The sequence below is a fragment of the Polaribacter sejongensis genome, assembly GCF_038024065.1.
Lineage (GTDB): Bacteria > Bacteroidota > Bacteroidia > Flavobacteriales > Flavobacteriaceae > Polaribacter > Polaribacter sejongensis.
The window spans coordinates 205,932-221,354 of the sequence record NZ_CP150667.1; the positions used below are offsets into that span (position 1 = coordinate 205,932).

The window sequence follows — 15,423 nt, forward strand, 5'->3', positions numbered from 1 at the left end:
AAATAGGTTTAATTTAATAAAATTTTTTAAGAATGAAAAGTAAAGTATTAGTAGCTATTTTAGTAAGTGTTTTTCTCTTGTCTTCTTTTAAAGGTGATAAGAAGAGTATTTATTTTAAAGATTGGATTGATTTTAATAAAAATGGTATAAAGGATGTCTACGAAGATCCGAAAGCCCATATTGACGATAGAGTTTCTAATTTAGTTTCATTAATGAATGTTAATGAAAAAACATGTCAAATGGCTACTTTATATGGTTTTGCACGTGTTTTAGAAGATGAGTTACCTACACCAGAATGGAAAAATAGAGTTTGGAAAGATGGTATTGCTAATATTGATGAACATTTAAATACAATATGGAATCAAGAAAAAACGCATACATCTTATTCTTATCCTTACAGCACACATGCAGAGGCTATAAATAAAGTACAGAAATGGTTTATAGAAGAAACACGTTTAGGGATTCCGGTAGATTTTACAAACGAAGGAGTACATGGTTTGTGTCATAAAAAAGCAACGCCTTTACCAGCACCTATTGGTATTGGTAGTACTTGGAATAAAGAGTTGGTACACAAAGCAGGAACTATTGTTGGGAGAGAAGCAAAAGCTTTAGGTTATACCAATGTATATGCACCTATATTAGATGTTGCAAGAGACCAACGTTGGGGACGTGTTTTAGAATGTTATGGAGAAGAGCCGTTTCATATTGCAGAAATGGGAAAGCAAATGGTGTTAGGTATTCAGTCTGAAGGTGTGGCTGCAACGTTAAAACATTTTGCTGTTTACAGCGTACCAAAAGGAGCAAGAGATGGCGATGCACGTACAGATCCGCATGTAGCACCAAGAGAAATGCATCAACTTCATTTATATCCATTTAAACGTGTTATAAAAGAAGCAAAACCAATGGGCGTTATGAGTAGTTATAATGATTATGATGGTGTTCCGGTTACTGCAAGTCCGTATTTTTTAACAGAGTTATTAAGAGAAAAATATGGTTTTGATGGCTATGTAGTTTCAGATAGTGAAGCTGTAGAATATGTGTCAGAAAAACATAAAGTAGCAGAAGATTATAAAGAAGCGGTTAGGCAAGTTGTAGAAGCTGGCTTAAATGTACGTACAACATTTAGAACTCCAGAATCTTATATAGAACCTTTACGAGAATTGATACATGAAGGCAAAATTTCTATGAAAACAATTGATACAAGAGTTTCTGAAGTATTAAAAGTGAAATTTAGGTTAGGTTTATTTGATCAGCCATATGTAGAAAACCCAAAAGAATCAGATAAATTAGTTCACACAGAAGCCGATGAAGCTTTCTCTAAACAAATAAACAGAGAATCTTTAGTGCTTTTAAAAAATGAAAATAACCTACTTCCATTAGATATTAATAATCTTAAAAATATTTTAGTTACAGGGCCTTTAGCAGATCAAGTAAGTTTTACGTATAGTCGTTATGGTCCTGCTAATAATCCATCAACATCAGTATTTAAAGGGATTAAAAATTATGCAAAAAACAAAGCGAAAGTAAGCTATGTAAAAGGTTGTGATATTGTAGATCCAGATTGGCCTGGGAGTGAAATTATTCCAACACCACTTTCAGAGATCGAAGAAAAAAGTATTGCAGAAGCTGTAGCACAAGCCAACAAGTCGGATATTATTATAGCCGTAGTTGGAGAAGACGAAAAGCGAGTAGGAGAAACTAAATCTAGAACAAGTTTAGGACTTCCTGGTAGACAGTTTCAGTTAGTACAAGCTTTATATGCAACAGGAAAACCAGTGGTTTTAGTTTTAATAAATGGTCAGCCACTAACAATTAATTGGGAAAATAAATTTTTACCAGCTATTTTAGAAGCTTGGTTTCCGAGTACTGCGGCAGGAGAAGTTATTGCAGAAACATTATTTGGAGATTACAATCCAGGAGGAAAACTAAGTGTAACATTTCCAAAAGCTGTAGGACAAATTCCTTTAAATTTTCCATACAAACCCGGTTCTCAAGCAGGACAACCAGGAGCAGGTCCAAATGGGTATGGCAATACACGAGTTTTAGGTCCATTATATCCTTTTGGATACGGATTAAGTTATACTACTTTTAAGTATAGTAATTTAGTGGTTAACCAACAAACAAAGCAATCTCAAAGTAATATTAAAGTGTCTTTTGATGTAAAAAATACAGGTAAAGTTGCTGGAGATGAAGTAGTACAGTTGTATTTAAAAGATGAAATAAGTAGCGTTACTACGTATGAATCTCAACTTAGAGGTTTTGATCGTGTTCATCTTTTACCAGGAGAAACTAAAACGGTTCACTTTGAGTTAAAACCAGAAGATTTAGAAATTTTAGATAAGCACATGAATTGGACTGTAGAGCCAGGAACATTTCAAATTCTTGTTGGTAGCTCGTCTGTAGATATCCATTTAAAAGAAAAATTTAATATTTTGTAAATGATAAAATTAAAAACTCATATCGTATTACCCTATATAATTGTATTACTTTCTTGTGTTTGTAGTATTCATATAAAAGCACAAGTTAAAAATAATGCTCCGCTCATTTTAGATATGGTACATCATAATCCTGGTGAAATACCTTATAAATCGGTATATAATGATCCGGCAGTTATAAAGGAAATGGGGTATAATGGTAAGGTTTATTTTCTTTTTGAATCGCCTGCATTAGCAATAAATTGGGAATCTGTAGATGTTGATATTCTTCCAAAAGGATCAGAAGAACGAAAATGGGTTGATGACAAAGCATTACAAATTAAAAAGATGCATGCCGCTAGTAAAGCACAAGGTATGGCAATTTATGCTATGTCTGATTTAGTATTGTTTCCAAAGAGATTAATCAAAAAATATAAGATAGAGAGTACATTTGGCAATCCTAATAATGTACAAACAGAAAAGTTTATCAGAGCTCAAATAAATGAAATGTTTGACCAATTTTCAGATTTAGATGGTTTGGTAGTTCGTATTGGAGAAACCTATTTACATGATGCACCTTTTCATCAAGGAGCAATAAAAGATAAAAGTAATGCTAAAAAAACGATCATTCCTTTAATGCAAATTTTACGCGAGGAGATTTGTGTAAAACGTAATAAACAGCTCATTTTTAGAACTTGGAATGCTTTTGATAGAGATATGGAAACATATTTAAAAGTAAATGATGCAATAGAACCACATCAAAATTTAATAATTAGTATAAAGCAATGTGAAGGCGATTTTCATAGAGCACGTCCATTTAGTAAATTAATTGGTCAAGGTCGCCATCGTCAAATTATAGAAGTACAAGCCGCACGAGAATATGAAGGCAAAGGAGCGTATCCTAATTATATTGCTAATGGAGTAATAGAAGGTTTTGAAGAACATGCTAGAATGCCAGAAGAAGAAATAAATAGTATAAGTGAGTTTGTAGAGAAAAGACCAGACCTGTATGCTGGTATTTGGACATGGTCTCGCGGTGGTGGATGGGACGGTCCTTATATTAAGAATGAAATGTGGTGCGATCTAAATGCTTGGGTGATGGCGCAGTGGGGACAAAATACAGAAAAAAGTGAAGCTTTTATTTTTAATAGATATGCAACTGAACGGTTACATTTAAAAGGAAAGGATATTATTAAATTTAGAAAGTTGTGTTTGCTATCTGCAGAAGCAGTAATTAGAGGTAGAAATACAACATATAATGATATTAGTGATGTTTGGTGGACTCGAGACCAAGGTATTGGTTGGCCAGCTCCTGCAAAAGATCTTGTAGGTCAAAGTAGAAATTTAGAACAAAAAGAAGAATCTATTGCAAAATGGAAAGAGATTGTTAAGTTGGCTAAATCTATTCATTGGGATAGTGAAGAGACTAGAAAGCATGCGATAGCTTCTTCTAAATATGGGTTGGGTGTCTATAAAATATACAGAGCACTTGTTTATTTGTCAGATGCAGAAGCCAAAGGTGATAAAAAAGGAATTGTAAAATGGATTAAAATTTACGATAAATCTTGGGCAGAATATAACAAATTGCCAGAAAAATATAGGTCCGTAGCTACATTGTATACACAAGATTATAATAGACATATTAAAAATAATGCCGATAAAAAAGTGAACGAATTAAGGCAACATAATTAGAAGAAAAAATAACCTTATCTGTATTCCTTGTCACAGTATCATTTACTTAAACTTTAAGTAGTGTTCAAAAAAGATTAATAGATTAACTTAACTCATGAGAAATTTACAAACGCTCACCTTTATTTGTTTATTAATTTTACAGCTTTTGGTTGTAAATCTGTTTATAAACATAAAATTAAAAAATTAGATAATATTGTAAGGGTTTAGCAAGATCGTTTGGTTATTAAAATAGAAATTATTAACGAAAATAAAATGTTGGTTGGTTTGGAAGTACACCAACTACAATTCTAAAATAGAGTTACAATACCCTGAATCGAAAAAGTATCTTTAGTTAAAATATGAAACTGATATACTATACATTTTAATCAAAATTCTATGGATTTTTTTAAAAGTAAAGATCTAAAAGTAGTATTATAGTTCTAAATAAAAAAAGAGATATCAAAAAACTAGATAGAACATGTACTTTGTTTTACCTGGTTTTTTGGTTGTTGTTTTATATGAAAAGAACCATGTTTTATAACAAAGTATTTCTACTTTAATTATTTTTATCACTTAAAGATAAATTAATTAAAAAAAATAATCTAAACTAATCAAAAAATAAAGTGTAAGTATGAAATTTAGAAGAGTTTTATTTCTAATTACAGTAATTACTTCAATTAGTATTAGTGCTCAAAACCCAGTTTTTACGCACGTTTTTACTGCAGATCCATCGCCACATGTGTGGCCAGATAATCCTAATAAACTTTGGGTGTATACTAGTCATGATGAACCAGGTTCTAATAACCATTATGGTATGACAGGTTACCATGCTTTTTCTACAACCGACATGGTTAATTGGAAAGATCATGGGCGTATTTTACATTTAGAAAATGTAAAATGGGCAGAGAGTCATGCTTGGGCTATGGATGCAGTGTATTATAGAGGTAAATATTATTTAATCTATTGTATGAAAGAAGCTGGAATTGGGCTTTTTAGAACCGGAATTGCGCGTAGCGATACTCCTGGAGGACCTTTTACTGATTTAGGATATGTAAAAGGAGTTGAATTTGGTCAAGATCCTGCATTGTTTATTGATGATGACGGAACTCCGTATTTGTATTGGGGACACGATCGTAAATGTTTTGCAGCAGAATTAAATGAAGATTTAATGTCTATAAAACCGGAAACCTATGTGGATTTAACCAAACAATTAACACATGTTTTTGAAGGACCTTGGGTACATAAAAAAGATGAAAAATATTACTTAACATATCCTGGTCTAACACCAAGAAGATGGCCAGAAAAAATGTTTTATGGCGTTGCAGATAATCCTTTAGGGCCTTATGAATATAAAGGTGTTTTTATTGATGATTTTGAAGGACAGAGTGGTACAAATCATGGAGGGACTGTTACTTTTAAAGGAAAAGATATGATGTTTTATCACAGTGCTTGGTTATCAGGAGGATTAAGTGAAACCAGAAATGTAATGGCAGATTATTTACATTATGATAAAAATGGAGATATCATTCCTATTATTCCTTCAAAAGAAGGATTGGGAAATGCAAAACGTACAAGAACAACACTTCATTTAGAAGCAGAAAATGGTTTTGCTGCTGGCGGAGAATTATATAATGTAATTGTTGATACATGGATAAAAGGCTATAGCGGTAAAGGTTATGTAACTAATTTTGATAATCCTTTTGATCATGTTTATGTGTTGGCACAAGTTGCAAAAAAATCAAAATATCGTTTTAAAGTAAGATATGCTTCGCCAGAAGGAGAATCAAATCATGATATTTTAATAAATAGTCATAAGTATAGTGAGTTTACGTTTCCTCAGTCTAAAGAATTTACAACAATAGATTTCGGAATTGTAGAATTAAAAGCAGGAGATAATTTAGTTCGTATTTTCAAAAAAGATTGGAAACCATCAAAAGGACAATTAGCAATTGATTACATAGAATTAGAGCAATTTTTTGAAGACGAAGAAAAATAATATCACAAATTAAATTAGGGTTCTTAAATGATTTTTGGAGAATTAATACAAAGTTAGTTTATAGAAAAATAAAGGAGCATTACTTCTAATTGAGGTATAAAATTGAAATATGAAAAGAAATATATTAAGATTAGTAAGTCTCTCATTTGCTATTAGTTTAATGTTAACTAGTTGTAAAAAATCTGACGATTATGAATTAGAATTGAACTATGTAATTTTATCTGATGTTACAAAAGTTACTGCACAGCCAGTTAAAAGTAAAGCTGTAATTTTAAAGTCTACAAGAAAAGAAGATCCTAGTTTTAAGGTTGAATTGGATAGTGTTATTCATTCAAATTTAAGTGGTATTGGTGGTGCTTTTAATGAAATGGGAGGAGAAGCTTTTGTAAGCTTGTCAGATACAGATCAAAAAGAGTTAGCATATGCACTTTTTAATACTACAAATGGTACTGGTTTATCAAATTGTAGAACAGCTGTAGGGGCTTCAGACTTTGGTTTAAGTGCGTATAGTTATAGTGAAACAGCTAATGATTATAAAATGGAACACTTTTCTATAGAAAGAGAATTATCAACTTTAATTCCGTTTTTACAAGCAGCATATAAAGAGAATCATCAATTAAAAATGTTTGCCTCTCCATGGAGTCCTCCAGGTTGGATGAAAGAATCTGGTAAAATGGATGGAGGAAATAAAGGTGTTGAGAAAAATGTTTTAAAAAATGATCCTAAAATATACGAAGCTTATGCATTATATTTTTCAGAATATATTAAAGCTTATCAGAAAAATGGTATCAGTATAAACCGATTAATTATTCAGAATGAAACTGATATGAATCCTAAATATCCTGGTAATGATATGCAACCAGAACAAATGGAAGAATTGGTATCAAATTATATACTTCCTCAGTTTAAAGAATCAGATTTTGATACAGAACTTTGGGCAGGAAGCTTTAGAGGAAAACGTAAAGATGCACAAAAATTTATGTCTTTAGAGGGATCAAAAAATGTAACAGGAGTTGGTTTACAATATTGTCCGCCATCAACAATGCAAGAGTTGTTAGACAAACACCCCAACATAAAAATTATGCATACAGAAGGTCGTTGCGAAAACGGCGATAATTCTATGAAACAAGCTAGAAAAAGATTTTCTGAGGTGTCAGATTGGTTAAATTCTGGTAGTGAAAATTACTGTTATTGGAATATTATATTAAATGAAACGAGTACAAGTGGTTGGGGATGGAAACAAAATAGTCTTATTAATATTAATAGAGAAAAAGGAGAAGTAACCTATAATGCAGACTATGCACCAATTTCTTTAATGAGTCAGTTTATTCGTCCAGGAGACCAAAGTATAAAAGTAGTTACACCAAATAAAAAGAAAGCAATAGCTGTAAAAAATGATAATCGCATAGTAGTTTTTATAGAAAATATGGAGAAAAATATTTCTATAGAAAATATAGAAATAGCAGGTAAAAGTTATACAGTAGAACTTCCTAAGCAAAGTTTGTGTGCTTTTGTATTTAAAAAATAATATTTTTAAAAAAAAAGAAGGTTATGAGTTTTTGTAAGTTTAGAATTAATAGGCCTTTAATTGTAGTTTTTTTTGTGGTTTTTCATTCATTTATTTATGGCCAAAAACTATCAGATTTAAAAGTTTTAGAAACTTTTAATTACAAAAAAAATGTGGTTTATAAAGTTGTAGATGGGGAGCGTTTAGAGATGGATATTTATTATCCTGATTCCTCTAAAATTAAAAAAAATAATCCTTGGATGCTACATGTTCATGGAGGTGGTTGGGCAGGAGGAGATCGGTATAAAATATTTAGAAAATCTTTTATAACTACTTTAAAATCTTTATTAGATAGTGGTGTTGTTTGTGCTACTATAGAGTATCGAAAAACACGAGGAGGCTCTACAGCATATGAAGCTGCAGTAGATGCAAAAGATGCTGCGAGGTACCTTTTAAAAAATGCTGAAAAGTATAAATTAGATAAAAAAAAATATGGTATTTGGGGTGGTTCTGCAGGAGGACATCTTAGTCTTGTTGCGGCTCTTGGGCAGAATACTGAGTTTAAGGGAGATACAACGTTGACTAATTATTTTCCGAATTTTAAATGTGTAGCTTCTTATTTTCCTGCTACATCGCTATTAAACCCAGAGTTGGTACCTGGTTCTTTGTTTGAAAAACAAGATTCTTATAATAGAATTTTAGGTGATAGTTTAAAAAATAAACCAAAATTAGCAAAATTACTTAGTCCAACGGAACTCTTGAAAAGAAATAGTCCTCCAATTTTACTTATTCATGGAGAGAAAGATATTGTACTACCAATCATTAATTCAACATATATGCTAGAAGTAGCGAAAGAAAAGAAAGCCGATGTAGAATTATTGACGATTAAAAATGCAGGACATAGTTTTAGTGGATCTAATATTTCCCCATCATTTCAAGAGCTGAGTCAGTATGTAACCAATTTTATACTTTCTCATTTAAAGTAATTAAGAAAAATCATTAAATATTATGAACATAAAAATAATAACAACATTTACTTTATTGTTGATGTTAACAGTTAGCACTTTAGCCCAAGACAGACCCAATGTTATTTTTGTAATGCCAGATGATATAAGCCACAATGCTTTTTCATATTACAAAAAAAATGGACCTAGAACTCCAAATATTGATGCTCTTGCAAATGAGAGTGTACGTTTAACAGATTTTCATGTTTCACCAAGTTGTTCGCCAACAAGAGCAGCACTTTTAACAGGAAGACCAAGTGATGTTGTGGGCGTTTGGCATACTATTAATGGTAGAAATATGATGCGTGCTGATGAAATTACTATGGCAGATGTTTTTAAAGAAAATGGATATGCAACCGGATTGTTTTTTAAATGGCATTTAGGAGATAATTATCCTTTTAGACCTAAAGATAGAGGTTTCGAATATGTAGCTTGGATAAAAGGAGGAGGAACAGGTCAACAACCAGATTATTGGGACAATACCAATAATAATGCAAATATTTGGGTTAATGATAGCTTGGTTAAAATGACAGATGAAGATGATGGAATAAAAGGTGCTTTTACTAATAATTTCTTTTTTAATCGTGCCATGGAATTTATGGATGATAATATTGAAAAGAAAAAACCATTTTTCGTTTATCTTCCTTTAGGCACAGCACATGCACCACATGTAACACCACCAGATGCAAGAAAAGGAGCTAGTGCAAAAACGGCTACCATAGAAAATATTGATAAAAATATGGGGCGTTTAATGAAATATCTTGACGATAGAGACATTGCAGATAATACCATACTTATTTTTACAACAGATAATGGTGGCGGAAGTGATCAATTAAGAGGAGGAAAAGGTTCTAATTATGATGGAGGAACTCGTGTACCTTTTTTTGTAAGATGGAAAAAAGGTGGACTTGGAGGAGTAGGGAAAGCTAGAGAAGTAACACCACTTACAGCGCATATAGATTGGCTACCAACATTTATGGATATTTTAGATTTAAAAGATGTACCTAACAGACCAGAAAAATTAAAAATTAGAGGGAAAAGTTTTAAACCTTTTTTAGATAAAGATTCATCAAACGATCCTATAGAATATAAAAACAGAGCCGTTATTATTAATGATATGTGGACAGAGTTTCCCGAAAAGTATAAAAAACTATCCGTTAAAAAAGATATTTGGGATGGGAATACAATTACCAATAAATGGCGTTTAATTCGTAATAGTGCAGATTCTAATTGGGAGTTATATGATGTTTTGGTTGATGAAAAACAAAAAGTAGATGTAATTAATAATTCCGCTAATGATGCCATTGTATCAGAATTAAAAGAAGAATATGAAAAATGGTGGCAACTTGTAGATGAAAGATCAGATGAATATACTAGAATTGTTTTAGGTAACGATGCAGAACCAGAAACAGATTTACATGCAATGGATTTTCATGGAACCATAATTTGGGAGCAAGATGCAGTTAAAAAAGGAGATAAAGGAAGTGGTTTTATTGCCGTTGAATTTGATAAAACGGGAACTTATAATTTTGATTTACGTCGTTGGCCAAAAGAAATTGAAAACGAAACTACATTAACTTCAGCAGGTTCTGGTGTTGCTTTACCAATAGCAAGTGCGCGTATTAAAATTTGGAATGGTGATACTATTTATGTTGATCAAACTAAAAAAACGAACCCAAATGCAGATGGAGTAAAATTTACTTTAAAGAACTTACCAAAAGGGCCAGCATTTATTCAAACTTGGTTTTATAATGCATCAGGAGAAATGGAAGGAGCTGTATATTATAATTACGTAACTTTAAAAGAATAAGTAAAATAAAATTATGAAATATTGAAGAGTAGAGCATAATTTACACTCATTGCCCCATAATTTATAGTGCTAATTTTACTATTTAGTTACATTGCAATTAAATAAATAGTATTCAACATCACAATAAAATTTTATATTTATGTGATTTTGTATAACGGAAATAATAACATCTTATTCTATAAAATAAAATGAGAAGTAAAATTGTGAAAAATATAATTTTCTTTATGTGTTTAGTTTTTATCACTAAACTACACGCACAAAATAATAATACAATACCGGTTCCAACAAATTTAGAACAAGGATATCCGAGATTGTATGTTACAGAATCTGGTAAAAAGGATTTGAAAAAAACGATTAAGAAAGAAACTTGGGCAACTGATGTTTTAGCAGGAATTCATAATCGAATAGATGAGCATGTAGTACGTCATGTAAATGATCCAGAATGGATGGTTTCTCGTTTGCAAATGTATTGGAAAACGAAATCTACTAACGTTTATGTTAACGGAATTAATTATTCGCACGCAGATGGAGAAGCACCAGTACCAACAGTACGTTTTGTAGGTTCTAGAGATTATACATCAAATTATGGTGTACCAAAATTAGAAGATATTTTACCATATATGGATGATCCTCGTGGTTTGTATTTACCAAATAATAAAAAAGAAGGACACCCGTTTGAATGGGCAGAAATTTCTAAAACTGGTAGAGCAATTTATACTATTAACGACAATATTATTAACTTATCTCGTGATGCAGCATTCTTATATTGGTTAGAAAATGATAAGCGATTTGCTAAGTTTTCTTACGATGTTTTTCACACCTATATGGAAGGAATGTCTTACAGAAGTGAACCAATCGATTTAATGAATGGACATATTCAAACATTAGTTGGTTTTACTAATTTTCAAGTGATTCATGAGGGAACCTTGAAAAACATCGCAGAATTATATGATTTTTTACATCAATATATAGAAGAAAATCACCCAGAAGATATTGCAATGTATGATAAGACTATTAAAAGATGGACAGATCAAATTATAAAAAACGGAGTTCCACAAAATAACTGGAACCTTCATCAAGCAAAAACCATTTTAAAAGCTGCCATGGTTTTACAAGATGATAAAAACTATGAAGACAAAAAAGGACGAGAATATTACATCAATTATATTTTAAATGTTACGTCTGCACGCCAATGGTCTCTTAACAAGTTTATGGATTTTGGTTATGATAAAGAAACAGGTGTTTGGGCAGAATGCCCGGGATATTCTCAAGGTGTGACGAAAGATCTAACTACTTTTATTAATGATTTTGATAACACTTTCGATCATAATATTTTACCATACACACCAACCATAAATAAAGCGGTAAAAATGTTGCCTCAATATTTATTTCCTAACGGACAAATAGTTGCTTTTGGAGATACAACTTATGGACCAATTTACACAGAAGCAATAAGTAATATGATTCGTATTGCTCAGAAAAATGGTGATAAAGAATTAGAAGAAGAATTTACAGGAATGTATCGTTTGTTCGAAGATACTTCAGAAAAAACGAAAAGCAAAAGGAAACCTAAAGCTAATATTTCTTCTTTTTTTGCTGCTAAACCTTTAGAATTAAATAAGAAATATAAAACTGCAGATATAAAAGATTATATAACACAAACATTTTATGCGCCAAATGTAAGTTGGCATGTGCAACGTATGGGAAGTGGTAAAAACGGAATGATGGCTTCTTTAAATGCATCTTTAGGTAACCACATGCATGCAAACGGAATTAACTTAGAGTTGTATGGTAAAGGCTTTGTGCAAGGTGCAGATCCTGGTAAAGGAGCAGGTTATTTACAACCAATTTATTTAGAGTTTTACTCTCAGTTTCCGGCACATAATACGGTTATGGTAGACGGAGTTTCGTCTTACACAGAAATGTTTAGTAATCATGCTTTTGATTTAATGGCAGAGTATCCAAAATCAGAAAAGAAAGAAGGTTATTATAAAAATATTACTTTTTCTGATGTTTATTTTTTAGAGCCAGAAACACGTAGTGATCAAAATAGAATAGTAAGTACTATTAAAACAGGAGAAACAACAGGATATTATGTTGATATTTTCCGTTCTAAAAAACAACGTAAAGGAGATAAGTTTCACGATTATTTTTATCATAATTTAGGACAAAGTATGCAAGTTATGGATGCTTTAGGAAAACCTTTAGATCTTACACCTAGTGAAGAAATGGCTTTTGCCGGCGGATATTTATATGCGTTTGATTATCAGTGGGATAAGAAGTCAATTAAAAGTGATAAAGATTATCAAGCACAATGGAAAATTGATAGACCAGAAGGACAGGAAGATGTATTTATGAATCTTTGGATGAAAGGAACAGAAGGTCGTGAGATTTTCTCATTAAAATCGCCACCAAATAAAGCGTTTAAGAAGCACAATTTACCTTATGATGTAAGTAATGCTCCTTATTTAACGTTAACTGCTCGTCAATATGGTGAAGCATGGGAACATCCTTTTGTGTCTGTTTACGAACCATTTACATCAACAGAAGGAAAAAGTATTAAAAGCATACAAAGTTTTGAGGACGAAAAGAATAATAAAGAATTTGTAGGTTTACATATCACTAGTAAATCAGGAAGAGAGGATTTTATTTTTTCATCTAAAAATCAATATAAAGCAAACTATAAAGGGATGGTTTCTGATGCTTCTTATGCTTTGGTTGGAGAAGAAAAAAACGGAGATGTAATTCTATTTATGGGTAAAGGAAATCACTTGAAAGCAAAGGGTTATATAATTACTGCAAGTACTTTAGGTAATGTTGTTTTAGAAGTAAAAAACGGACAAGTATTTTTGCACAATGAAGTACCTGTAATAATTACTCAAAATAACATAGAAAAGAAATTTAGTGCAGGAGATTTTAGAGTTATAAATTTAAAATAAAGTATTAGTTATTTGTTGGGAATTCAGTGAAAACTGAATAAGAAAAAAGACTGTCTTGACATAGACAGTCTTTTTGTTTTTTATATTATATACAAGGCTTAAAACCAAAAATGGGCTATAAGTTAACAATATTGAGTATAGTATATAAAGATTAAAAAAGAGTATTTTTAAATTTGTGGTAAGCTTTTATTTTAGCGAATTAGTATTTTTAATTTTAAATAAAAATTGTTAATAATGACGTGTTCAAAACCGATAAAAAATATTTCATATTGTATTATAATGTATTGTTTTATTTTGTCTTTTCTATCTTGTTCAACTAAAGAAAAAGTACAAGAAAAAAAGAGTAAAAAACCAAATGTAATTTTAATTATGGTAGATGATATTGGTTACGGAGATATTGCTGCCTTGGGTAATAAAGAAATTAAAACTCCAAATATAGATGCTTTACAAAGTAAAAGTACACGACTTACAGATTATCACGTAAGTCCTACTTGTGCGCCAACAAGAGCAGCAATGATGACGGGGCATCATAATTATAGAACTGGTGTGTTTTTTACCATAAAAGGACGTTCACTACTACTCGAAAGAGAAAAAACTATGGCCGAAATTTTTAAAGAAAATGGATATAATACAGCTATGTTTGGTAAATGGCATTTAGGCGATAATTATCCTTTCCGTCCGCAAGACAATGGTTTTGATGAGGTTTTAATGAATAACGGAGGTGGAGTTGGCCAAACAATGGATTATTGGAATAATGATTATTTTAATGATACTTATATTCATAATGGTAAACCAGAACAATTTGAAGGTTACTGTACAGATGTTTGGTTCGAAAATGCCAAGAAATACATAGGTAATCAAAAAGACAAACCTTTCTTTTGTTATTTATCTACAAATGCTGCACATTCTCCATATTGGGTAGATGATAAATATTCAGATCCATATAAAAACAATGAAAATATACCTAATCCAGCCTTTTACGGTATGATTGCTAATATTGATGAAAACCTTGGTAAGCTAGTTACTTATTTAAAAGAAATTGATTTAATGGACAATACTATTTTAATTTTTACTGCGGATAATGGTTCTTCAGCAGGAAGTAAAATGGGAAAAGGAGAAGACAGATTAGATGGGTTTATAGAAAAAGGAAACAATGCAGGAATGCGTGGTGTAAAAGCAAGTATGTATGAAGGCGGACACCGTGTCCCTTTCTTTATCCATTGGAAAGACGGAAAAATAAATGTAGGAAAAGATATAAATGCATTAACGGCTCATTATGATATTTTACCAACTTTGATAGATTTATGTAAGTTAGAAGTAAAAGAAGATTTAAAGTTTGATGGTTCTAGTTTAGTGCCTTTAATGAAAGGTGATAACTCAAAGTTTGATGATAGAATTGTATATGTAAATACGCAGTTTTCTACAGATCCTATTCCTTGGAAACGTACCGCTTTAATGCATAAAAATTGGCGAATGGTAGAAGGAACAGAATTGTATAATTTAGATACAGATCCAGAACAGAGAACAAATATTGCAGATCAATATCCAGAAAAAGTAGCAAAATACAAAGCAGAATATGATAAATGGTGGGCAGAAATTTCTCCGACTTTTGTAGAAAAACCATATTTTATTGTTGGTAATGAAGCAGAAAACCCTACTACTTTATTTTGTCATGATTGGCATACAGATACTTTTACACCTTGGAAACAAGATCATATTAGACAAGGACAAATAAACAACGGTTTTTGGCGTGTAAAAGTAGCAGAAACAGCAATGTATTCTATAAAATTACGTCGTTGGCCAGAAGAATCACATTTAGCGTTAGGAGATAAGGCTCCTATTCGTCCTGCTTTAGAAGGTACGAGTGTAAGTGCTAGTAAAAAAGGAAAAGCTTTGGTTATTAAAAATTCTAGAATTAAAATTCAGAATATAGATATGTCTAAAGAAGTAGATTTAACATCAGAATTTGTAGAATATACGGTAGAATTAGAAAAAGGAGAAACGCATTTAGAAACTTGGTTTACCTTAGATAATGATGTTGAAATAGGTGCTTATTATGCTAAAATAGAGAAGATTTAAATA

The 15,423-nt window shown here is 31.3% G+C and carries 8 protein-coding genes; all 8 read left to right on the forward strand.

Translation table 11 applies throughout. The features are described 5' to 3' along the window. Positions 1–32: 32 nt before the first annotated feature. Entirely contained in the window at positions 33–2,438 is a 2,406-nt protein-coding gene (locus tag WHD08_RS00735) for a glycoside hydrolase family 3 N-terminal domain-containing protein (RefSeq protein ID WP_208889626.1), read from the forward strand. Beyond that, positions 2,439–4,106 carry a hypothetical protein gene (locus WHD08_RS00740; RefSeq protein ID WP_208889625.1) on the forward strand — a complete coding sequence of 556 codons (1,668 nt, stop codon included), beginning with the start codon at positions 2,439–2,441 and terminating at the stop codon, positions 4,104–4,106. Between the two features lie 610 nt (positions 4,107–4,716). Beyond that, the gene (locus WHD08_RS00745) at positions 4,717–6,081 is read left to right on the forward strand and encodes a family 43 glycosylhydrolase (RefSeq protein WP_208889624.1); all 1,365 of its coding nucleotides are present in this window, start codon (positions 4,717–4,719) and stop codon (positions 6,079–6,081) included. 109 nt (positions 6,082–6,190) lie between these two features. After that, complete coding sequence (locus WHD08_RS00750) at positions 6,191–7,609, forward strand: glycoside hydrolase family 30 protein (RefSeq protein ID WP_208889623.1); 1,419 nt, start codon at positions 6,191–6,193, stop codon at positions 7,607–7,609. 23 nt (positions 7,610–7,632) lie between these two features. After that, positions 7,633–8,574 (forward strand): prolyl oligopeptidase family serine peptidase, encoded by a 942-nt coding sequence (locus tag WHD08_RS00755; RefSeq protein ID WP_208889622.1) that lies wholly within the window; start codon positions 7,633–7,635, stop codon positions 8,572–8,574. 22 nt (positions 8,575–8,596) lie between these two features. After that, complete coding sequence (locus WHD08_RS00760) at positions 8,597–10,402, forward strand: sulfatase-like hydrolase/transferase (RefSeq protein WP_208889621.1); 1,806 nt, start codon at positions 8,597–8,599, stop codon at positions 10,400–10,402. Positions 10,403–10,605: 203 nt separating this feature from the next. Beyond that, the gene (locus WHD08_RS00765) at positions 10,606–13,341 is read left to right on the forward strand and encodes a hypothetical protein (RefSeq protein WP_208889620.1); all 2,736 of its coding nucleotides are present in this window, start codon (positions 10,606–10,608) and stop codon (positions 13,339–13,341) included. A gap of 279 nt (positions 13,342–13,620) precedes the next feature. Continuing rightward, a complete protein-coding gene (locus tag WHD08_RS00770) occupies positions 13,621–15,420 on the forward strand; it encodes an arylsulfatase (RefSeq protein ID WP_208889619.1) in 1,800 nt (599 codons plus the stop codon). Positions 15,421–15,423 lie beyond the last annotated feature (3 nt).